At 72.9% G+C, this 18,968-nt stretch carries 16 protein-coding genes; 5 read left to right on the top strand and 11 right to left on the bottom strand.

Translation table 11 applies throughout. The features are described from left to right. Positions 1–3 precede the first annotated feature (3 nt). Positions 4–1,674: a CTP synthase gene (locus tag BFF78_RS32550; RefSeq protein WP_069781703.1), complete on the bottom strand. Its 1,671-nt coding sequence runs from the start codon at positions 1,672–1,674 to the stop codon at positions 4–6. 562 nt (positions 1,675–2,236) lie between these two features. Between BFF78_RS32550 and BFF78_RS32545 the strand changes: the two genes are divergently transcribed. The 3 genes from BFF78_RS32545 to BFF78_RS32535 are packed head-to-tail and all read left to right on the top strand — an operon-like array spanning position 2,237 to position 7,164. Beyond that, entirely contained in the window at positions 2,237–4,039 is a 1,803-nt protein-coding gene (locus BFF78_RS32545) for a glycoside hydrolase family 15 protein (RefSeq protein WP_069781702.1), read from the top strand. Between the two features lie 49 nt (positions 4,040–4,088). Then, positions 4,089–5,471: an FAD-binding oxidoreductase gene (locus BFF78_RS32540; protein ID WP_069781701.1), complete on the top strand. Its 1,383-nt coding sequence runs from the start codon at positions 4,089–4,091 to the stop codon at positions 5,469–5,471. A gap of 46 nt (positions 5,472–5,517) precedes the next feature. Further along, complete coding sequence (locus BFF78_RS32535; protein WP_069781700.1) at positions 5,518–7,164, top strand: PucR family transcriptional regulator; 1,647 nt, start codon at positions 5,518–5,520, stop codon at positions 7,162–7,164. Here the strand turns inward: BFF78_RS32535 and BFF78_RS32530 are convergent. From BFF78_RS32530 to BFF78_RS32505, 6 genes are all read right to left on the bottom strand, one after another. Then, a complete protein-coding gene (locus BFF78_RS32530) occupies positions 7,161–8,288 on the bottom strand; it encodes a glycosyltransferase family 4 protein (protein WP_069781699.1) in 1,128 nt (375 codons plus the stop codon). The two genes, BFF78_RS32535 and BFF78_RS32530, sit on opposite strands and share 4 nt — an antisense overlap. A gap of 291 nt (positions 8,289–8,579) precedes the next feature. Beyond that, positions 8,580–8,948, bottom strand: coding sequence for a hypothetical protein (locus BFF78_RS32525; RefSeq protein ID WP_335755369.1), 369 nt, complete (start codon positions 8,946–8,948; stop codon positions 8,580–8,582). A gap of 19 nt (positions 8,949–8,967) precedes the next feature. Then, positions 8,968–10,686: a DNA repair protein RecN gene (gene recN / locus BFF78_RS32520; protein WP_069781698.1), complete on the bottom strand. Its 1,719-nt coding sequence runs from the start codon at positions 10,684–10,686 to the stop codon at positions 8,968–8,970. A 446-nt stretch (positions 10,687–11,132) separates the two neighbouring features. Then, on the bottom strand, positions 11,133–12,038 hold the full coding sequence (locus BFF78_RS32515) for an NAD kinase (RefSeq protein ID WP_069781697.1): 906 nt from the start codon (positions 12,036–12,038) through the stop codon (positions 11,133–11,135). Next, a complete protein-coding gene (locus BFF78_RS32510; protein ID WP_069781696.1) occupies positions 12,035–12,850 on the bottom strand; it encodes a TlyA family RNA methyltransferase in 816 nt (271 codons plus the stop codon). Before BFF78_RS32510 ends, BFF78_RS32515 begins: the two co-directional genes overlap by 4 nt. A gap of 55 nt (positions 12,851–12,905) precedes the next feature. Continuing rightward, the gene (locus tag BFF78_RS32505) at positions 12,906–13,193 is read right to left on the bottom strand and encodes a hypothetical protein (RefSeq protein WP_069781695.1); all 288 of its coding nucleotides are present in this window, start codon (positions 13,191–13,193) and stop codon (positions 12,906–12,908) included. A 42-nt stretch (positions 13,194–13,235) separates the two neighbouring features. On the opposite strand from BFF78_RS32505, the gene BFF78_RS32500 reads away from it, so the two are divergent. Then, positions 13,236–13,583, top strand: coding sequence for a sterol-binding protein (locus BFF78_RS32500; protein ID WP_069781694.1), 348 nt, complete (start codon positions 13,236–13,238; stop codon positions 13,581–13,583). 25 nt (positions 13,584–13,608) lie between these two features. Here BFF78_RS32500 and BFF78_RS32495 read toward each other — a convergent pair whose 3' ends face one another. The 4 genes from BFF78_RS32495 to BFF78_RS32480 are packed head-to-tail and all read right to left on the bottom strand — an operon-like array spanning position 13,609 to position 17,610. Further along, complete coding sequence (locus BFF78_RS32495) at positions 13,609–14,448, bottom strand: ABC transporter ATP-binding protein (RefSeq protein ID WP_193433584.1); 840 nt, start codon at positions 14,446–14,448, stop codon at positions 13,609–13,611. Then, positions 14,445–15,476 carry a FecCD family ABC transporter permease gene (locus BFF78_RS32490; RefSeq protein WP_099055114.1) on the bottom strand — a complete coding sequence of 344 codons (1,032 nt, stop codon included), beginning with the start codon at positions 15,474–15,476 and terminating at the stop codon, positions 14,445–14,447. The genes BFF78_RS32495 and BFF78_RS32490 overlap by 4 nt, the downstream gene beginning before the upstream one ends. Before the next feature lie 11 nt (positions 15,477–15,487). Beyond that, on the bottom strand, positions 15,488–16,531 hold the full coding sequence (locus BFF78_RS32485; RefSeq protein ID WP_069781691.1) for a FecCD family ABC transporter permease: 1,044 nt from the start codon (positions 16,529–16,531) through the stop codon (positions 15,488–15,490). A 50-nt stretch (positions 16,532–16,581) separates the two neighbouring features. Continuing rightward, complete coding sequence (locus BFF78_RS32480) at positions 16,582–17,610, bottom strand: HAD hydrolase-like protein (protein ID WP_069781690.1); 1,029 nt, start codon at positions 17,608–17,610, stop codon at positions 16,582–16,584. A 73-nt stretch (positions 17,611–17,683) separates the two neighbouring features. Between BFF78_RS32480 and BFF78_RS32475 the strand changes: the two genes are divergently transcribed. After that, positions 17,684–18,967 (top strand): DUF1015 domain-containing protein, encoded by a 1,284-nt coding sequence (locus tag BFF78_RS32475; RefSeq protein ID WP_069781689.1) that lies wholly within the window; start codon positions 17,684–17,686, stop codon positions 18,965–18,967. Position 18,968 lies beyond the last annotated feature (1 nt).

Below are 18,968 nucleotides of genomic sequence, written 5' to 3'. Positions count from 1 at the left end.
GTGTTACTTCGAGATCTTCGCGTCGTCCTCGGTCCGCTGACGCTCCACGGCCGCCTTCACCAGGCCCGCGAACAGCGGGTGCGGGCGGGTCGGGCGCGAGCGCAGCTCGGGGTGCGCCTGCGTGGCGACCAGGTAGGGGTGCACGTCCCGCGGGTACTCGACGTACTCCACGAGCTTGCCGTCGGGCGACGTCCCGGAGAACAGGATGCCGGCCTTCTTCTCCAGCTCCGCGCGGTAGGCGTTGTTCACCTCGTAGCGGTGGCGGTGCCGCTCCTCGACGTACTCCTTGCCGTCGTACACCTCGCGCACGATCGAGCCCTCGGCGAGCTTCGCCGGGTACATGCCGAGGCGCATGGTGCCGCCCATGTCGCCCTCGCCGGCGACGATGTCCAGCTGCTCGGCCATGGTGGAGATGACCGGGTGGGCCGTCGCCGGGTCGAACTCGGTGGAGTTGGCGTCCGGGATGTCGGCCAGGTTGCGCGCGGCCTCGATCACGATGCACTGCAGGCCGAGGCAGAGGCCGAGCAGCGGGATCCTGTTCTCGCGGGCGTAGCGGATCGCGCCGACCTTGCCGAGCACACCGCGGTCGCCGAAGCCGCCCGGGATGCAGATGCCGTCGACGTCGCCGAGCGCCGCCTTGGCGCCGGCCGGGGTCTTGCAGTCGTCGGAGGTGACCCACTTGATCTTCACCCGGGCGCGGTTGGCGAAACCGCCGGCGCGCAGCGCCTCGGTGACCGACAGGTAGGCGTCGGGCAGGTCGATGTACTTGCCGACCAGCGCGAGGGTGATCTCGTGCGCGGGCTTGTGGACGCGGTCCAGCAGGTCGTCCCAGGTCGTCCAGTCGACGTCGCGGAACGGCAGGTCGAGCTTGCGCACGACGTAGGCGTCCAGGCCCTCGGAGTGCACGACCTTCGGGATGTCGTAGATCGAGCGGGCGTCGGGACACGCGACCACGGCGGCCTCGTCGACGTCGCACATCAGCGAGATCTTGCGCTTGATCGCGGTCGGCACCTCGCGGTCGCAGCGCAGCACGATCGCGTCCGGCTGGATACCGATGTTGCGCAGCGCGGCGACGGAGTGCTGGGTCGGCTTGGTCTTCAGCTCACCGGAGGGGCCGATGTACGGCAGGAGCGAGATGTGCACGACGAAGACGTTGTCCCGGCCGACCTCGTGGCGGACCTGGCGGACGGTCTCCAGGAACGGGAGCGACTCGATGTCGCCGACGGTGCCGCCGACCTCGGTGATGACGACGTCCACCTCGTCGGTGGCCATGCGCCGGATCCGGTGCTTGATCTCGTTGGTGATGTGTGGGATGACCTGGACCGTGTCGCCCAGGTACTCGCCGCGCCGCTCCTTGGCGATCACCGTCGAGTAGACCTGGCCTGTAGTGACGTTGGCGGTGCCGTCCAGGTCACGGTCGAGGAAGCGCTCGTAGTGTCCGATGTCCAGGTCGGTCTCGGCGCCGTCGTTGGTGACGAACACCTCACCGTGCTGGAAGGGGTTCATCGTGCCCGGATCGACGTTCAGGTACGGATCCAGCTTCTGCATCACGACGCGCAGGCCGCGGGCCTTGAGCAGCATGCCCAGGCTGGAGGCGGTGAGGCCCTTGCCGAGCGAGGAGGCGACACCCCCGGTGACGAAGATGTGCTTGGTCGTCGTAGATTTCGGCGGCATGGCCAAGAGGGGGCTCCCGTGGTCGCGGTCTGTCGTGCGGTACGGCCTCCGGCCCGGAGCCTCGTGTGCTTCTGGGTGGGGATGCCGTCGCTGCGGTTCGGGGGTTTCAGGCCCACCGGTCCACGGGCTACCAGGGTATCAGCGCCTGGACGAGATGGCTTCCGGCCACGCACCGCGCTCGCTCGAGCACAGAACGGGTCGCGAGCTCAGGACGGGTCGCCCCAGGAGTCAGCACAGGTACACACAGGTCACACGGTCATCACCGGCGGGTCACCCATTCGGCCCACACGGGTTGCCCGGAGCGGGACGCAGATCATCTACGTGCGTCGTATCCTGCTCGGACACTCGCTGCCGAGCCCGGCCGGAACGACGGCACACCCCCGCCTGCACCACCCGGAACAACGAGAGCGCGGCAGTTCGTTGAGCAAAGACTGTCGTATTGCCTTAAGGATCGGCGGGCTGCTTTGCTTCACCGCTCAACGACGCATAACAACGACCCCTTGACCGCACTAGCGACAGCCCCCTGCGCGGGGGTGACGTGGCCGTTCGACTGGAGTTGCACGTGGCCGGGCGCATCGAAGACTACGCACTCATCGGAGACATGCAGACCGCAGCCCTGGTCTGCCGGGATGGCACGGTGGACTGGCTGTGCCTGCCCCGCTTCGACTCGCATGCCATCTTCGCCGGCCTGCTGGGCACCGAGGAGCACGGCTTCTGGCGGCTCGGCCCGGCCCACGCCGCCGACGCCCAGCCGCCGACGGCCGCCCGGCGGAACTACCGGGGCGACTCGCTGATCCTGGAATCGGAGTGGGACACCCCGCGGGGCACGGTCCGCGTGACCGATTTCATGCCGCCGCGTGAGGGCGCGCCGCAGCTCATCCGGATCGTGGAGGGCGTCACCGGCCGGGTGCCGATGCGCTCCGCCCTGCGGATGCGGTTCTCCTACGGCCGTGTCGTGCCCTGGGTGCACAAGCACGAGGGCCGTACGGTGGCGGTCGCGGGCCCGGACTCGGTGTGGTTCGACACCGAGGCCGAGACCTACGGAAAGTCGCTGACGACGTACGCCGACTTCACGGTCGCCCCGGGTGACCGGATCGCGTTCACGATCTCGTGGCAGCCCTCGCACAAGGAGCCGCCGTCGCTGCCGGAGCCGGAGGCCTCGCTGGAGGCGACGGAGGACTTCTGGCGCGAGTGGGTGGAGCACTGCACGTACCACGGGCCGTACCGCGAGGCGGTGGTCCGCTCGCTGATCACCCTCAAGGCCCTCACCTACGCCCCCACCGGTGGCATCGTCGCCGCGCCGACGACGTCCCTGCCGGAGGACATCGGCGGCGTGCGCAACTGGGACTACCGCTACACCTGGCTCCGGGACGCGGCGATCACCCTGTCCTCCCTCCTGCGCACCGGCTACCGCGAGGAGGCCCGCGCCTGGCGCGAGTGGCTGCTGCGCGCGGTCGCGGGCGACCCGGAGAACCTGCAGATCATGTACGGCATCGCCGGGGAGCGCGAGCTGGGCGAGGCCGAGCTGGACTGGCTGCCCGGCTATGAGCACTCCGCCCCGGTCCGGGTCGGCAACGGCGCGGCCCACCAGCTCCAGCTGGACGTGTACGGCGAGGTCACCGAGGCCCTGCACCTGGCCCACATGACGGGCCTCGCCCGCAACGACTACGCCTCCCTGCTCCAGCTCAAGCTGATCCGCTACCTGGAGGACCACTGGCAGGAGCCGGACGAGGGCATCTGGGAGGTGCGCGGCCCGCGCCGGCACTTCGTGCACTCCAAGGTCATGGCCTGGGTCGCGGTGGACCGCACCATCAAGCTGATCGAGTCCGGGGACGCGGACGGCCCGCTGGAGCGCTGGAAGGAACTGCGCGACGACATCCACCGGGACGTGTGCGAGAAGGGCTACGACAAGGAGCGCAACACCTTCACCCAGTCCTACGGCTCCCAGGAGCTGGACGCCTCGCTGCTGCTGATCCCGCAGATGGGCTTCCTGCCGCCCGACGACAAGCGCGTCATCGGCACCATCGAGGCGATCCAGCGCGAGCTGTCCACCCCGGACGGGTTCATCCTGCGCTATCCGACGGAGGGCGCCCACGCGGGCGTCGACGGCCTGCCGGGCGACGAGGGTGCCTTCCTGGCCTGCTCGTTCTGGATGGCGGACGACCTGGCGATGATCGGCCGGGTGGACGAGGCGAGGAAGCTCTTCGAAAAACTCCTCGCCCTGCGCAACGACCTCGGCCTCCTCGCCGAGGAGTGGGACCCGCGCCTGCAGCGCCAGGTCGGCAACTTCCCGCAGGCGTTCAGTCACGTCCCCCTGATCGACACCGCCCTGCGCCTGACGGCTTCGGGTGCGTACGGCGGCTGAGCGGCCCGCCTAGGCTGGAAGGCGGCACCCTGTGCGAAAGGGGGCTGCCATGGCTGCCGGCTCCAAGGCGCACACCGCCCTCGCCGCGCTGCGCGAGGATCTGACCGGCGAGGTGTTCGCCCCCGGCGACCCGGGCTACGACGAGGCCAGGGTCGTCTTCAACGCGATGATCGACCGGCGCCCGGCCGTGATCGCCCAGTGCGCGAACGCGGCCGACGTGGTGCGCGCCGTGCGCTTCGCGCGGGAGCTGGATCTGAAGGTCGCGGTGCGCGGCGGCGGGCACGGCGTGGCCGGGACGGCGCTCGGTGACGGCGCGCTGGTGGTGGACCTGCGCCGGATGCACGAGGTGACCGTCGACCCGGCGGGCGAGGCGGTCCGGGTCGAGGGCGGCGCCACCGTCGGCCGGCTGGACCGGGCCAGCCAGCCGTACGGCCTCGCGACCACCGGTGGCCGTGCCTCCACCACCGGCGTCGGCGGCTTCGTCCTCGGCGGCGGCACCGGCTGGCTGGACCGCGCCTTCGGCCTGGCCGTCGACAACCTGATCGGCGTGGAACTGGTGACCGCCGACGCCGAGCGGGTGCACGCCAACGCCGACGAGAACCCGGAGCTGTTCTGGGCGCTGCACGGCGGGGGCGGCAACTTCGGCGTCGCCACCGCGCTCACCCTGGAGCTGCACGAACTGCCGGAGTTCTCGATCGCGCTGCTGCTGTGCCTGCCGCGCTTCGGGCCGGACGTGGTCCGCGCCTTCCGCGAGATCATCCGCACCGGACCGGACGAGGTGGGCGGCGCCGTTGTGTATCTGACCGGCCCGCCCGCACGGTTCGTCCCGCCGGAGCTGGTGGGCAGGCTGCTGTGCCTGTGCCTGGTGACCTGCGCGGGCGGCGGGGACGATGTGCGGCGGCTCGCCGAGCCGCTGCTCGCGCTGCCGCACGAGGCGGAGATCACCGGGCCCGTGCCGTACGCCGGCTTCCAGGGCATGTTCGACATCCCGGCCGGGCTGCGCCACCACTGGTCGGCGGAGTTCCCGAGCGCTCTGCCGGACGAGCTGGTGGACGCGTTCTGTGCCCGCGCGGACGGCCTGCCGGTGCCGTCGTCCACCCAGCAGCTGCTGATCGCGCAGGGCGGGGCGGTCGCCGCCGGCCCGCACGAGTACCCGGTGCCGTTCCGGGACGCCCCCTGGGCCGTGCACCCCCGTGCCGTCTGGCGGGACCCGGCCGACGACGAGCGGGCGATCGCCTGGGTGCGGGACGTGCGCGCCGGCGTACGCCCCTGGAGCACCGGCGACGTCTGCCTCAACTTCATCGGGGACGAGGGCCCCGAGCGGGTACGGGCGGGCCTGGGCGCCGGGAATCTGCTGCGGCTGGAGAAGGTGAAACGGCGCTGGGACCCCGACAACGTCTTCCGGTTCAACCACAACATCGAGCCGGTGTAGCCAGAGGAGATGTTCTCCGGGCGTTTACGCAGGTAGCGTCCGCTGCATGGACAGCCGTACGGACAACCGATTCGACACCCAGGGCGCCGGGATCACCGTTCAGCGGGCCCTGGAGCTGCCCGGTCTGCGCAGCGGGCTGCCGGAGATCCTGGCGGGTGCCGACCGGCTGGGGCGCACGGTGCGCTGGGTGCACGCGGGCGAGGTACCGAACATCGCCTCCCTCCTCAAGGGCGGCGAGCTGCTGCTCACCACCGGCTACGGCCTCGGCACGCGTCCCGCCGAGCAGCGGGCGTTCGTGCGGACCCTCGCCGAGCGCGGGATCGCCGCCCTGGTGGTGGAGCTGGGCCCGCGGTTCAGCCGGCTGCCCGCCGCCCTGGTGGACACCGCGCGCGCCGCCGGTCTGCCGCTGGTCCAGCTGCATCGCGAGGTGCCGTTCGTGACGGTGACCGAGGAGATCCACACCGAGATCGTCAACGGCCACTACGCCCTGCTCCAGCGCGCCGAGGAGGTGCACCGGCGCTGCACCGAGGCGCTGCTGGGCGGCGGCGGAGTGCCGCAAGTGCTGGGCATCCTGGCCGATTTCGGCGGCAACCCGGTGTTCCTGGAGACGGCCGACGGCCGCCTGCTGTACGCCGCCGGGGAGGGACCCGAGGGCGCGGACCCGCTCCAGGTGTGGGAGGGGCTGCGCGGCCCGCAGAAGGACGCGCCGCCGCCCGCCGGTTCGGTGCTGGTGGACGTGCCCGGCGGCGGCCCCGGTACGGCGGGGTCGGTGCGCGCCCGCCTGGTCCTGCTGCCGGTCCGCGCACCGCTGGCCCCCGTGCACCGGATCGCCGCCGAGCGGGCCGCGGGCGTCCTGGCCGTGGTGCTGATGCAGGCCCGGCAGGAGGAGGAGCTGGCCGCCCGCGGACGCGGTGACTTCCTCACCGATCTCGCCGAGGGCCGGATCACCGCCGAGGACGCCCCGGCGCAGGCCCGCGTCCTCGGCTTCAAGCCCGGCACCAGCCCGCTGCTGCCCGTGGTCATGCGGATCGGGGACAGTCTCTCCCCGGGCGGCGGCTGGGCGGTGCTGGCGCGGGCCGTCTCCGAGGAACTGGCCGCCGTGGGTGTGCCGGTGCTGCTGGGCGTACGGCCGGTGGAGGGCCGGGTGCTGGTGCTGCTCGGGCTGCGCTCGGAGTCGGAGCGCCCGTCCGTCGCGGACCGGGTGGCGGCGGCGCTGCGGGCGGGTGTGGAGCGGGCCGGGATGCAACGGCCGGGCTCCCCGCCGCCGGTCGTGGTCATCGGCGTGGCGGGCGGCTGGGCGGCGGCGTCGGCCGGGCTCAGACACGCGGCGGAGACGGCGACGGCGGCACAGGGCCTGACCGACCGGCCCTGGTACGACGCCCGCCGCCTCGACATCGACCTGCTGCTGTGGCGGCTGCGTGACCACCCCGACCTCGCGGCCTTCGTGGACCGGGCGATCGGCCCGCTGCGCGAGCACGACCGCCGCTCCAAACCGCCGCTGCTGCCGACCCTGGAGACCTATCTGGCGCACGCCGGCCGCAAGGCGGAGACGGCCCGTGAGCTGCACCTCAACCGGCAGACCCTCTACAACCGCCTCGCCCGCATCGGGGAGTTGCTGGGCACCGACCTCGACGACCCGCAGACGGTCCTGGCGTTGAGCCTGGCGCTGCGGGCACGCCGCCACGCCCCCTAAGCGAGTGGCCTGGGCTGGGTCAACTCGTCGTAGATGCTGAGCACTTGGGCGACGGTCTCGTCCTCGCTCGGCCAGGTGGCGGCCTGCCGGACCCCCGCCTCGCGCAGCTCCTCCCGGCGTTCCTGGTCCGCGAGGAGCCGTATGACGGTGGCCGCGAGCGCCTCCGGCTCGCCGTACGGGACGAGTTCGGCGGCGTCGCCGACGAGGTCGGGGATGCCGCCGACCCGGGTCGCGACCAGCGGCACGCGCGCGTGCAGCGCCTCCTGGGCGAGCACGGACCGGGACTCCCAACTGCTCGTCAGCAGCGCCAGATCGGCGGCGGCGAGCAGTTCGGGCACGTCCTCGCGGCGGCCGATGAGCCGCACCGGCAGTTCCTCCTCCTCGATCCGCCGCTGGAGCACCGGCCGCAGCGGGCCTTCCCCGGCGATGACGACGAGCGGCACCGGGTCCAGCTCCCGCCAGGCGTGGGCCGCGTCGAGCAGGACGTCGTAGCCGCGGTGCTGGTCGAGGGAGCCGACCGCGAGGAGCAACGGACGGCCGGTGGCGCCGAGTTCGGCCCGGACCTTGGGGCGCAGCCGGTCGGGGTCGTCGAGGACGACGGGCCGCCGCTGCCCGGGCAGGCCGACGGCGGCGAGCCGGGCGTCCCGCGCGCCCGTCCGCCGGGCCCGGTCCACCAGGTCGGAGCTGGTGCCGAGGACCACGGCCGACGTCCGCACCACCCGCCGCTCCAGCAGCCGCAGCAGCTGTGCCCGCGGACCCTCAGCCTGGATCCGGTTGTGCCAGGTGACCACCAGGGGGGTGCGGCGGCCGCTGAGCGCGAGCACGGCCCGGAAGGAGGCGTGCAGCCCGTGCGCGTGCACCAGGTCGGCCTCCGCGCAGGCGGTCCGCAGCGCCGCCACCGAGACGGGGTCGCTGCTGCGCGGCACATGCACATGATCGGCACCGGCGCCGCTGAAGTCGTAGGCGCGGTCGGCCTCGACGGGGGCGCACACCGTGACCCGCACGCCCCTCGCCACGAGCCCCTCGGCCAGCGAGCGCACATGCGCGCTGCTGCCGGCGTTGCCTCCGCCCAGCACCTGCACGGTGCGCAGCGGCGACTGGCCGTGCGGTGCGTTGCTGCTCACGGGGGCGGGGCTCCTGGTTCGGCGTGGGCGGTCACGAGGAAACGTACAGAAGGTAGCGGGCTCAGGGGGGCGGAAGGCCGTACCCCGCGCGCCTCCCGCGCGGACCGTGTGCCCTCAAGCATGCCAGGGCCAACGGGGGTTACGGGAAATCCGGAGGGCGCACTCTGCGGCGGGCCGGGGCAATGCGCCGGAGCACGTCACCCACACGAGTGAGGGGCACCGCACCATGACCGAACGCCGTTCGATGCCATACGGCGCGGTCAGCTCGGCACAGCGCCCGCGCTCAAGCACTCACCCGGTCCCCGTGACGGTGGCGGCCACGACCGCTGCGGCGTGCGCGAGGAGGCCCGCGCGCCGGTCGCCCGCCACCACGGCCGCCCCCAGCGCGGCACCGCGCGCGTGCGCCCCCGCGTCCCCGGTCATCGTGCGCTCCCCGAGGCCGTCGGGCGGAACGGCCGCGGCGGCGCCCATCGCGGCGGCCGACAGCCCGGCGCCGGGCGCCTTGCGCGGCGGCCCCGGCGCGCCGAGCGCGAGCACGGCACCGGCGGCCCGCCCGGCCCGTACACCGACGAGATTGATGCCGTACGCCCCGCACACCCCGGCAGCCGGCACCGCGACCCCGGCCCGGAGGAAGGAGCGGGACTTCCGGGTGCCGGTCATCCCGCCATCCTGAGTCCCGCTAGAGATCCGCCCGCGCCGTCGCCAGTAGTTCCTCCGCGTGGGCGCGGGCCGTTTCCGAGTCCTCCTGGCCGGCCAGCATGCGGGACAGTTCGCGGATGCGTTCCTCGCCCTCCAGGACCTTGACGCCGGAGCGGGTGACCGAGCCGTCGTTGGTCTTCTCGACCAGCAGTTGCCGGTCGGCGAAGGCGGCGACCTGGGGCAGGTGGGTGACGACGACGACCTGCGCCGTCCTGGCGAGCTTGGCCAGGCGCCGGCCGATCTCGACCGCGGCCTTGCCGCCGACACCCGCGTCGACCTCGTCGAAGAGATACGTCGGCACGGGGTCCGTCCCCGCGAACACGACCTCGACGGCGAGCATCACGCGGGACAGCTCGCCGCCGGAGGCGCCCTTGGCGATGGGCCGCGGCGGGGCGCCCGGGTGCGGGGCGAGCAGCAGCTCGACCTCGTCCACGCCCGCCGGCCCGTACGCCACCGTACGCCCGCCGACCTCGACACCCTCGGGGTCCTCGGTCTGCCGGATGGCGAAGGACACGCGCGCGTGGGGCATCGCCAGCGAGGCCAGCTCGGCGGTCACCGCGGCGGCGAACCGCTCGGCGGCCTCCGTCCGCGCGTCCGTCAACGCCTGTGCCAGACCACCCAGTTCGCTGCGCAGCGCGTCCCGCTCGGCGGTCAGCTCCTCGGTCCGCTCGTCGTCGCCGTCCAGGTCGGTCAGCCGGGCGGCGCTCTCCTCGGCCCAGGCGAGGACGGCGTTGACGTCCTCGCCGTACTTGCGCGTCAGCGCGGTCAGCGCGGCCCGCCGTTCCTCCACCGCGGCCAGCCGCAGCGGGTCGGCGTCCAGGTCGTCGGCGTACCCGGCCAGCTCACCGGCCACGTCACCGAGCAGGATCCCGATCTCCCCGATCCGGTCGGCGAGCGAGGCCAGCGCCGGGTCGTGCGACCGTACGGCCTCCAGCGCGCGGTGGGCGCCCGCGACGAGGGTCGAGGCGTCGATGCCCTCGGGGTCCTCGGGATTGCCCGCGAGAGCGGCGTGCGCGGCCGTCGCGGCGGACGACAGCGCCTCCGCGTGCCCCAGCCGCTCGGCCTCCTCCGCCAGCTCGGCGTCCTCCCCGGCGCGCGGCTCGACGGCGGCGATCTCCTCGAGCCCGTACCGCAGCATGTCGGCTTCCTGCGCCCGCTCACGCGCGCGCGTGGTGATCTCCGCCAGCTCGGTGGAGACGGCCCGCAGCCGCCGGTAGGCCTCGCTGTACTTGGCGAGCGGCACGGCGACGGCGTCACCGGCGTACCGGTCCAGTGCCTGCCGCTGCCGGGACAGCTTCAGCAGCCCCTGCTGGTCGGTCTGCCCGTGCACCGCCACCAGGTCGTCGGCCAGCTCGGCGAGCAGCCCGACCGGCACCGAACGCCCGCCCAGATGGGCCCGGGAGCGTCCCTCGGCGGAAACGGTACGGCTGATCAGCAGGGCCCCGTCGTCCAGCTCGGCCCCGGCCTCCTCGGCGCGTACGGCGGCGGAGGCGTCCGCGGGAACGGTGACCCGCCCCTCCACGACCGCCTTCTCGGCCCCGATCCGCACGAGCGCCGGGTCCGCCCGCCCACCGAGCAGCAGCCCCAGGCTGGTGACCACCATGGTCTTGCCCGCACCCGTCTCACCGGTGACGGCGGTGAACCCCGGCGACAACTCGACGACGGCATCGTCGATGACCCCGAGCGACCGTATCCGCATCTCCTCCAACACGGACAAGACCTTACGAGGTCGGGGGGCCGGTGTGCGACGGCCCCCGGCCCTGTTGTGTGAAGGTGCAGGTGACGAATGCGGAGGGGTTTCGCATTGTCACCCGGGCGAGTGCCGACGGAGATGTCCCGGCAGGCGGTCTGGCCGAGCGGTGTGCCGTTCGCCGAGCTCTGGTAGAGCAGCGGGGTGGAGGCACTGGTGCCGCCGTTGGGTGCCAGATGGCTCAGGAGGACCAGGTCGTACGGCGGATCGACGCGACCTCCTGTCCGGACTCGTCGATCATCGTGCCGCCGGCGCTCAGCACGTACGGACTGGCGCTGGGGAAGCCGACATGTGCACGGCCGTCCGCGAAATCGCCGGCACCCTATGCCCATGACGGTCGCGGCCACCCGGACAGGGCAGGACCCGCCCGGGATGGAGTAGACGCGGGCGACGGCTCAGTGCGGCGCCCCCCGCCACCCCGTCGTCGGCAGCGCGAACTTCGCCACAATGCGATCGGTGAAGGACGAATGGTGCAGCCGGGCCAGCCGCACCGGCACGGCCCCCCGCCGCACCTCCACCCGCGCCCCCGGCGGCAGTTCCACGGTCCGCCGCCCGTCACACCACAGCACACCCGGCGGAATATGCGGCAGCACCTCCACCGCGAGCACCGAATCGGGCGACGTGACCAGCGGCTTGGCGAACAGCGCGTGCGCGCTGATCGGCACCATCAACAGCGCCTCGACCTCGGGCCAGACCACCGGGCCGCCGGCGGAGAAGGCGTACGCGGTGGATCCGGTCGGCGTCGACAGCACGACGCCGTCGCACCCGAACCCGGTCACCGGGCGCCCGTCGATCTCCAGCACGACTTCCAGCAGCTTCTCGGCGCCGGCCTTCTGCACGGCCGCCTCGTTCAGCGCCCAGTCGGTGTGCACGATGTCCCCGTTGCGGTGCACGACGACATCGACGGTCATCCGCTCCTCGACCTCGTACGACCGCGCCACCACCCGGTCGACCACCCGATCGAGGTCGTCCCGCTCGGCCTCCGCGAGGAATCCCACCCGGCCGAGGTTGACGCCGAGCATCGGCACCCCGGAGGCCCGGGCGAACTCGGCCCCCCGCAGCAGCGTGCCGTCGCCGCCGAGCACGATCAGCAGCTCGCACCCGTCGAGGCACTGCGGAGTGGCCTCCTTGACCAGCTCCACCTCGTCCGGCAGCGGCAGGTCGCGCGCCTCCTCCGCCAGCACCCGCACCCCGATGTCATGCCGCAGCAGACCCTTGACGACGAGTTCCGCACTGCGGATCGCCGCGGGCCGCCCGGTGTGGGCGAGCAGGAAAACAGTACGCGCCAGGTTCTGTGTCAACGCGGCCCCTCCGCCACTGCACGGTCGACGTCGGCCGGGTCCACCTGGGGTGCGCCCGCCCGCAGCCAGAGAAAGTACTCGACGTTCCCCGAGGGGCCCGGCAGCGGACTCGCGGTGACCGAACGCACCCCGAGCCCCAGCTCCCAGGCCTTCTCGGCCACTCCCCGCACGGCCTCCGCCCGCAAGAGCGGACTCCGTACGACACCCCCGCTGCCGAGCCGCTCCTTGCCCACCTCGAACTGCGGCTTGACCATCATCACCAGGTCGGCGTCCGGCTTCACGCACCGCTTGAGGGCCGGCAGCACCAGCCCGAGCGGGATGAAGGACAGATCACCCACGACAAGATCCACAGGTTCCCCATCGATCGCCTCGAGCGTCAACTCGCGTACGTTCGTACGGTCCTTGACGGTGACGCGTTCATCGTTCTGCAGAGACCAGGCGAGCTGTCCGTACCCGACGTCCACGGCGACGACGTGCGCGGCGCCCGCGCGCAGCAGGACGTCGGTGAAGCCACCGGTGGACGCGCCGGCGTCCAGCGCGCGTCGGCCCTCGACCACGAGTCCCTGCGGGACGAAGGCCTCCAGTGCGCCGGCGAGCTTGTGCCCGCCGCGGGAGACGTAGTCCGGGTCGCTGTCGTCGGCCTGGACCACGATCGCCGCCGCGGTCTCCACCTGGGTGGCCGGCTTGGTCGCCACGGCCCTGCCGACGGTGACCCGCCCGGCGGCGATCAGCTGGCTGGCGTGCTCGCGCGAGCGCGCGAGCTTCCGGCGGACCAGCTCCGCGTCCAGACGGCGGCGTGCGACTCCTGCCACGTTCGGTTCAGCTCCTGCTTTTGTACGGCGATTCAAAGGTGTGCCCCGAAGGGTCTCATTGAGGGGCGGCGGTCGGGTGACGGGTGGGAGCCGGAGGTCCCGGGCGGGCGTCGAGCGCGGTGAGCGCGTCGCGCAGCCCCTGGTGTACATCCTCGTACACCTCCATGTGCCCGTCGGTGGCGAGGTGGTCGGCGTCGGCCAGCCGCTCCAGCCCGGCGTCGACCTCGGCGTTGCCCGTGGGGGTGCGCGGGACGTTCAAGGGGGCGGGCGCGGCAGGGTCGTACGCCTCCACCGACTCCGCCGCTTCCGCCGGATTCTCCGTCTCCGGAACCGAGTCGCTCATGCCCCGACGCTACCCCGAACCGCTGGGGTACCGTCGTGGGCGATGGCCACGATCGAGGAGTGCCGCACCGCACTGGGAAAGCTTTCGGACAACATGCAGGGGGCCGAAGGCGATGTTCGTGCGGCCGCCGCGCTGGACCGGTCGGTGAGCTGTCACATCACCGATCTGGACGTCACCTTCGTCGGCCGGATGACGGGCGGGCGGATCGAGGTGGACGAGACCCACCCCGGTCCGCCGCGGGAGAAGGCGCAGATCAGGCTCGCGATGGCCGGGGACGACCTGGTGGACCTGGTGGACGGCGAGCTGAACTTCGCGACCGCCTGGGGCAGGGGCCGGGTCAGGCTGGAGGCGAGCCTGCTGGACCTGTTCCGGCTCAGGAAGCTGCTGTGACGTTTCGGGGAGCCGCTGTGACGCTTCAGGAAGCTGCCGTGACCCGTGCCTTTCGGGCTGCCGGCACCACCAGAGGCGTGCCGGTCTCCGGGTCGTCGATGACCTGACAGCGCAGCCCGAACACCTGCTCCACCAGCTCGGCCGTGACGATGTCGTTCGGGGCGCCCTCGGCGATCACCTCGCCGCCGCGCAGGGCGATGAGATGGGTGGCGTAGCGGGCGGCGTGGTTGAGGTCGTGCAGGACCGCGACCAGGGTCCGGCCCTGGGTCTCGTGCAGCTCGGCGCACAGGTCGAGGACGTCGATCTGGTGCTGGATGTCGAGATAGGTGGTCGGCTCGTCCAGGAGCAGCAGCGGGGTCTGCTGGGCCAGCGCCATCGCGATCCACACCCGCTGCCGCTGTCCGCCGGACAGCTCGTCGACGTACCGGTCGGCCAGCTCGGCGACCCCGGTCTGCCGCATGGATTCCTGTACGACCCGCTCGTCCTCGGCCGACCACTGGCGCAGCAGGCCCTGGTGCGGGTAGCGGCCCCGGCCGACGAGGTCGGCGACCGTGATGCCGTCGGGCGCGATAGACGACTGCGGCAGCAGACCGAGGGTCCGCGCGACCTTCTTGGCGGCCATCGACTGGATGACCTGCCCGTCGAGCAGCACCCGGCCCTGGCTCGGCCTGAGCATCCGCGACAGCGCCCGCAGCAGCGTCGACTTGCCGCACGCGTTCGGGCCGACGATCACCGTGAAGGAGTTGTCGGGGATCTCCACCGACAGCTGCTCGGCGATGACGCGCTGGTCGTAGGCGAGGGTGACGTTCTCCGCGGACAGGCGGTTCACAGTGCTCCTAGTCGTGTTCGTGTCGGTGCCGCTCATATCCGGCCCGCCCTGCGCTCGGTGACCAGCAGCCACAGCAGATAGCCGCCGCCGAGAACGCCGGTGACCACGCCGACGGGCAGCTGGTCGGCGCCGAAGGCGCGCTGCGAGGCCCAGTCGGCGGCGACCAGCAGGGCGGCGCCCATGCACAGCGAAGGCATCAGGTTCGGGCCCGGCGAGCGGGTCAGGCGCCGGGCGAGCTGCGGCGCGGTGAGCGCGACGAAGCTGACGGGGCCGGCGGCGGCCGTGGCGGCGGCGGTGAGCAGTACGGCGGAGACCATCAGCACGAGCCGGACGCGCTGCACGCGCACCCCGAGGGCGTTCGCGACGTCGTCGCCCATCTCCATCATCCTCAGGCCGCGCGCGTTGGCGAGGACCAGCGGGACGAGGACCGCGCAGAGGGCGAGCAGCGGCCAGACCTGGTCCCAGTCCCGGCCGCCCAGCGAGCCGGTCATCCACACGACCGCGCGGGCCGCGTCGACCAGGTCGGCCTTGGTGAGCAGATAGCCGTTGACCGCGGTGGCGATCGCGGAGACGCCGATGCCGACCAGGACCAGCCGGTATCCGTGCACGCCCTGCTTCCAGGCGAGCAGATAGATGGCGAGTCCGGTCGCCAGGCCGCCGAGCAGCGCGCCCACGGTGACCCGCGTGGTGCCGCCGGACAGCAGCACGATCACGACCAGTGCGCCGGCCGTCGAGCCCTGCGAGAGGCCCAGCACGTCCGGGCTGCCGAGCGGGTTGCGGGAGACGGACTGGAACAGCGCGCCGCCGAGGCCCAGCGAGGCACCCACCAGCAGGCCGACCAGGACGCGCGGCAGCCGCAGCTCGTTCACGATGAAGTCCTGGTAGGCGTTGCCGTTCCCGGCGAGGGTCCGGAGCACGTCGGCCGCCGGGATCTTCGCGTCGCCGGTGCCGATCAGCGCGACGCCCGCCGCGCCGGCGGCGACCAGCAGCAGGACGACGACGATCAGGGCCCGCAGGTCCAGGCGCAGGGACAGCCCCCCGGGTGTGCGTACGGCCCGGTTCATGGATCGGGTCTTCACAGCTGGGCCGTCCTCCGCCGTCGTACGAGAAAGATGAAGACCGGGCCCCCGATGATCGCGGTGACGATGCCGACCTGAAGCTCGGAGGGGCGGGCCACCACCCGGCCGGCGACGTCGGCGCCGAGCAGCAGCACGGGCGACAGGACCGTGGCGTACGGCAGGATCCAGCGCAGGTCGGGGCCGGTGAAGGAGCGCACGACATGCGGGACCATCAGGCCGACGAACACGATGGGTCCGCAGGCGGCGGTCGCGGCACCGGAGAGCACGGTGGCGGCCAGCATCGCGAGCGCCCGGGTGCGGCCCAGGTGGGCACCGAGCGCGCGGGCGGTGTCGTCGCCCATCGCGACGGCGTTCAGCGGCCGGGCCAGCCCGAGCGCCAGGAGCACGCCGGCCGCGAGGAACGGCAGCACCTGCAGGATGGTCGAGTGGGTGGCCGAGGCCAGCGAACCCACCGTCCAGAAGCGCATCTTGCCGAGCGCCGCGTCGTCCATGATCATCACGGCCTGGAGATAGCCGTACAGGGCGGCGCTGATGGCCGTACCGGCGAGGGCGAGCCGTACCGGGGTGGCGCCCCGGCCGCCGCCGAGGAACCACACGAGCGCGCCGACCGCCGCCGCCCCGAGGAAGGCGAACCACACATAGCCGGTGAGGCTGGTGACGCCCAGGTAGGTGATGGCCGTGACGACGGCCGCCGAGGCGCCGGCGTTGATGCCGAGCAGCCCGGGGTCGGCCAGCGGATTGCGGGTGAGCGCCTGGAGCACCGCGCCGGAGAGGCCGAGCGCGGCACCGGCGAGCAGCCCCAGGAGCGTACGCGCGAGCCGCTCGTCCACGACGACGTCGCCGTATGTCCCCGTGTCGTGGAACAGACCGTGCCAGACCTGGTCCAGTGACAGCGATTTCGCCCCGATCGCGATGCTCGCCAGGGCGACGAGCACCAGGATCACGGCGGAGAGCAGGAGCCCAAGGGCCTTTGCCTCCTGGCGGGTTGGGGGCGCGGGGGCGGTCTCCGCGCGCTGTTCCGGAGGACTGTCGACCAACACAAGGTTAGGTTAGCCTACCCTCGCTTCCGATCTCGATCCCCGGGTCTGCCTCACAGTCCGAGACGTGCCAGTGCCTTCCCTCCGTCCAGCTCGCACGAGCCCTCCCCGGCCGCCGTCCAGGCCGCCGCGCACAGGGCCCGCAGCCCGTCCAGCGGCTCACCGTCGCCCTCCAGCTCCAGGCGGTCCGCCCCGGCGGTCGCCGTGAACCCACCGCAGCGGAAGCCGTCGCCGTCCGCGGTGACCTCCGGCTGCCCGGTGAGCAACCCCCGCAGATCGGCGTCCACATACGTCGGCCGGTGCTGCGGCGGCGCCGCGAGCAGCTGGGCGCCGTCGGTGACCCCGGTCAGCACCAGCAGCGAGTCGACCTCTCCGTTGAAGGCGCCCTCGATGTCCGTGTCCAGCCGGTCCCCGACCACCAGCGGCCGCCTCGCGCCCGTCCGGATGATCGTCTCGCGGTGCATCGGCGGCAACGGCTTGCCCGCCACCTGCGGCTCCTTGCCCGTCGCGATCCGTACGACCTCCACCGCCGCCCCGTTGCCCGGCGCGATCCCCCGCCCGCTCGGGATCGTCAGGTCGGTGTTGGACGCGAACCACGGCACCCCGCGCGCGACCGCGTACGACGCCTCCGCGAACCGGCCCCAGGTCAGATCCGGCCCGCCGTAGCCCTGCACGACCGCCGCCGGATCGTCGTCCGCCGACTCCACCGGCGTCAGGCCCCGCTCGCGCAACGCCACCCGCAGCCCCTCGCCGCCGATCACCAGCACCCGCGCCCCGGCCGGCACCTGCTCGCTGATCAGCCGCGCGACCGCCTGCGCGGAGGTGATGACGTCCTCCGCGCCCGTCGGTATGCCCAGCTCCGTCAGATGCCCGGCCACGGTGTCCGGCGTCCGCAGCGCGTTGTTGGTGACGTACGCCAGATGCATCCCGCCCGAGCGCACCACCGCCAGCGAGTCGACCGCGTGCCGAATCGCGCTCCCACCCGCGTACACCACCCCGTCCAGATCGAGCAGCGCCGTGTCGTACGCCTCGCTCAGGGGCTGCCCACTGCCCTCGGGCCTCGTCCTGACCGCCTGGCTCATTCCACATCGCTCCTCGTTCGATCGCCTTTCCCCCGATCATCCCGCACGCCACTGACACACGTACGATGCCGGGATGAACACTGCAGGTCACTCGGAAGCAACGGCGCGCCGAGGCCTGGAACTCACCCCGTTCCGAGGCCTTCGCTACGACCCCGACCGGGTCGGCAGCCTCGCCTCCGTCACCTCCCCGCCGTACGACGTCGTCGTACGCCCCGACGGGGTGCACCACCTCCAGTCCGCCGACCCGTACAACATCGTCCGGCTGATCCTGCCCCAGGCCGGTACCCCGAGCGCCCGCAACGAGCAGGCGGCCGACACCCTGCGCCGCTGGCTGGACGAGGGCATCCTCACCGCGGACCCGGAGCCCGGCCTGTACGTCTACGAGCAGCGGGACGGCAACGGCATGCTCCAGCGCGGCGTCATCGGCGCGCTGCGGGTCTCCGAACCGTCGGAGGGCGTGGTACTGCCGCACGAGGACGTCATGCCGCCCGTCGTGGCCGACCGCGCCGCCCTGATGCGCGCCACGCGCGCGAACCTGGAACCGCTGCTGCTCACCTACCGCGGCGACGGGACGGCCGCCGAGGTCGTCGAGCGCACGGCGGAGAAGCCCCCGCTGCTCGACACGACCACCGAGGACGGCTTCCACCACCGCCTCTGGTCCATCACCGACCCCACCGACCTGGCCCGCATCCAGTCCGACCTCGCCCACCAGCAGGCCCTGATCGCCGACGGCCACCACCGCTGGGCCACCTATCTGCGGCTGCGCGCCGAGCACCCCTCCCCCAGCCCCTGGGACCACGGCCTGGTCCTGCTCGTCGACACCGCCCGCTACCCGCTGCGCGTCCGCGCCATCCACCGCCTGCTGCACGGCCTGCCGGTCGCGGACGCCCTCGCCGCGGTGGAGGGACTGTTCCGGGTACGGCACCTCGACGCACCGCTCGCCGAGGCGCTGGCGGCGCTGGCCGACGCGTCCTGCGCGGGCAACGCCTTCCTGCTGGCCGGCGACGGCGCCTTCCACCTGCTCGACCGCCCGGACCCGGACCTGCTGGCCCGCACGATCCCGGCCGACCGCCCGGCCGCCTGGCGCTCCCTGGACGCCACCGTCCTGCACGCCACGCTCCTCGAGCATGTCTGGCACATCCCCGAGGACTCCCCGGCCCACATCGCGTACATACACGACACGGCCGCGACGGTCGCGAAGGCGGAACACGACGGCGGTACGGCCGTCCTGATGCACCCCGTCCGCGAGGAGGTCGTACGCGACCTGGCCCGCCAGGGCGTGACGATGCCCCGCAAGTCGACGTCGTTCGGCCCGAAGCCGGCGTCGGGGCTGGTGCTGCGGGCACTGGAGATCTGAG

Origin of the sequence: Streptomyces fodineus (assembly GCF_001735805.1) — a bacterium.
Lineage (GTDB): Bacteria > Actinomycetota > Actinomycetes > Streptomycetales > Streptomycetaceae > Streptomyces > Streptomyces fodineus.
Note: the sequence above shows the minus strand (reverse complement) of the source record. Positions and strands in the feature narration are given on the sequence as shown.

Coding starts and splice junctions, on each gene's coding strand:
- BFF78_RS32490 (WP_099055114.1), bottom strand. CDS start 15,476: ATGAACCGGGCCGTACGCACACCCGGGGGGCTGTCCCTGCGCCTGGAC.
- BFF78_RS32535 (WP_069781700.1), top strand. CDS start 5,518: ATGGACAGCCGTACGGACAACCGATTCGACACCCAGGGCGCCGGGATC.
- recN (WP_069781698.1), bottom strand. CDS start 10,686: ATGCGGATACGGTCGCTCGGGGTCATCGACGATGCCGTCGTCGAGTTG.
- BFF78_RS32525 (WP_335755369.1), bottom strand. CDS start 8,948: ATGACCGGCACCCGGAAGTCCCGCTCCTTCCTCCGGGCCGGGGTCGCG.
- BFF78_RS32475 (WP_069781689.1), top strand. CDS start 17,684: ATGAACACTGCAGGTCACTCGGAAGCAACGGCGCGCCGAGGCCTGGAA.
- BFF78_RS32505 (WP_069781695.1), bottom strand. CDS start 13,193: ATGAGCGACTCGGTTCCGGAGACGGAGAATCCGGCGGAAGCGGCGGAG.
- BFF78_RS32500 (WP_069781694.1), top strand. CDS start 13,236: ATGGCCACGATCGAGGAGTGCCGCACCGCACTGGGAAAGCTTTCGGAC.
- BFF78_RS32550 (WP_069781703.1), bottom strand. CDS start 1,674: ATGCCGCCGAAATCTACGACGACCAAGCACATCTTCGTCACCGGGGGT.
- BFF78_RS32480 (WP_069781690.1), bottom strand. CDS start 17,610: ATGAGCCAGGCGGTCAGGACGAGGCCCGAGGGCAGTGGGCAGCCCCTG.
- BFF78_RS32495 (WP_193433584.1), bottom strand. CDS start 14,448: ATGAGCGGCACCGACACGAACACGACTAGGAGCACTGTGAACCGCCTG.
- BFF78_RS32540 (WP_069781701.1), top strand. CDS start 4,089: ATGGCTGCCGGCTCCAAGGCGCACACCGCCCTCGCCGCGCTGCGCGAG.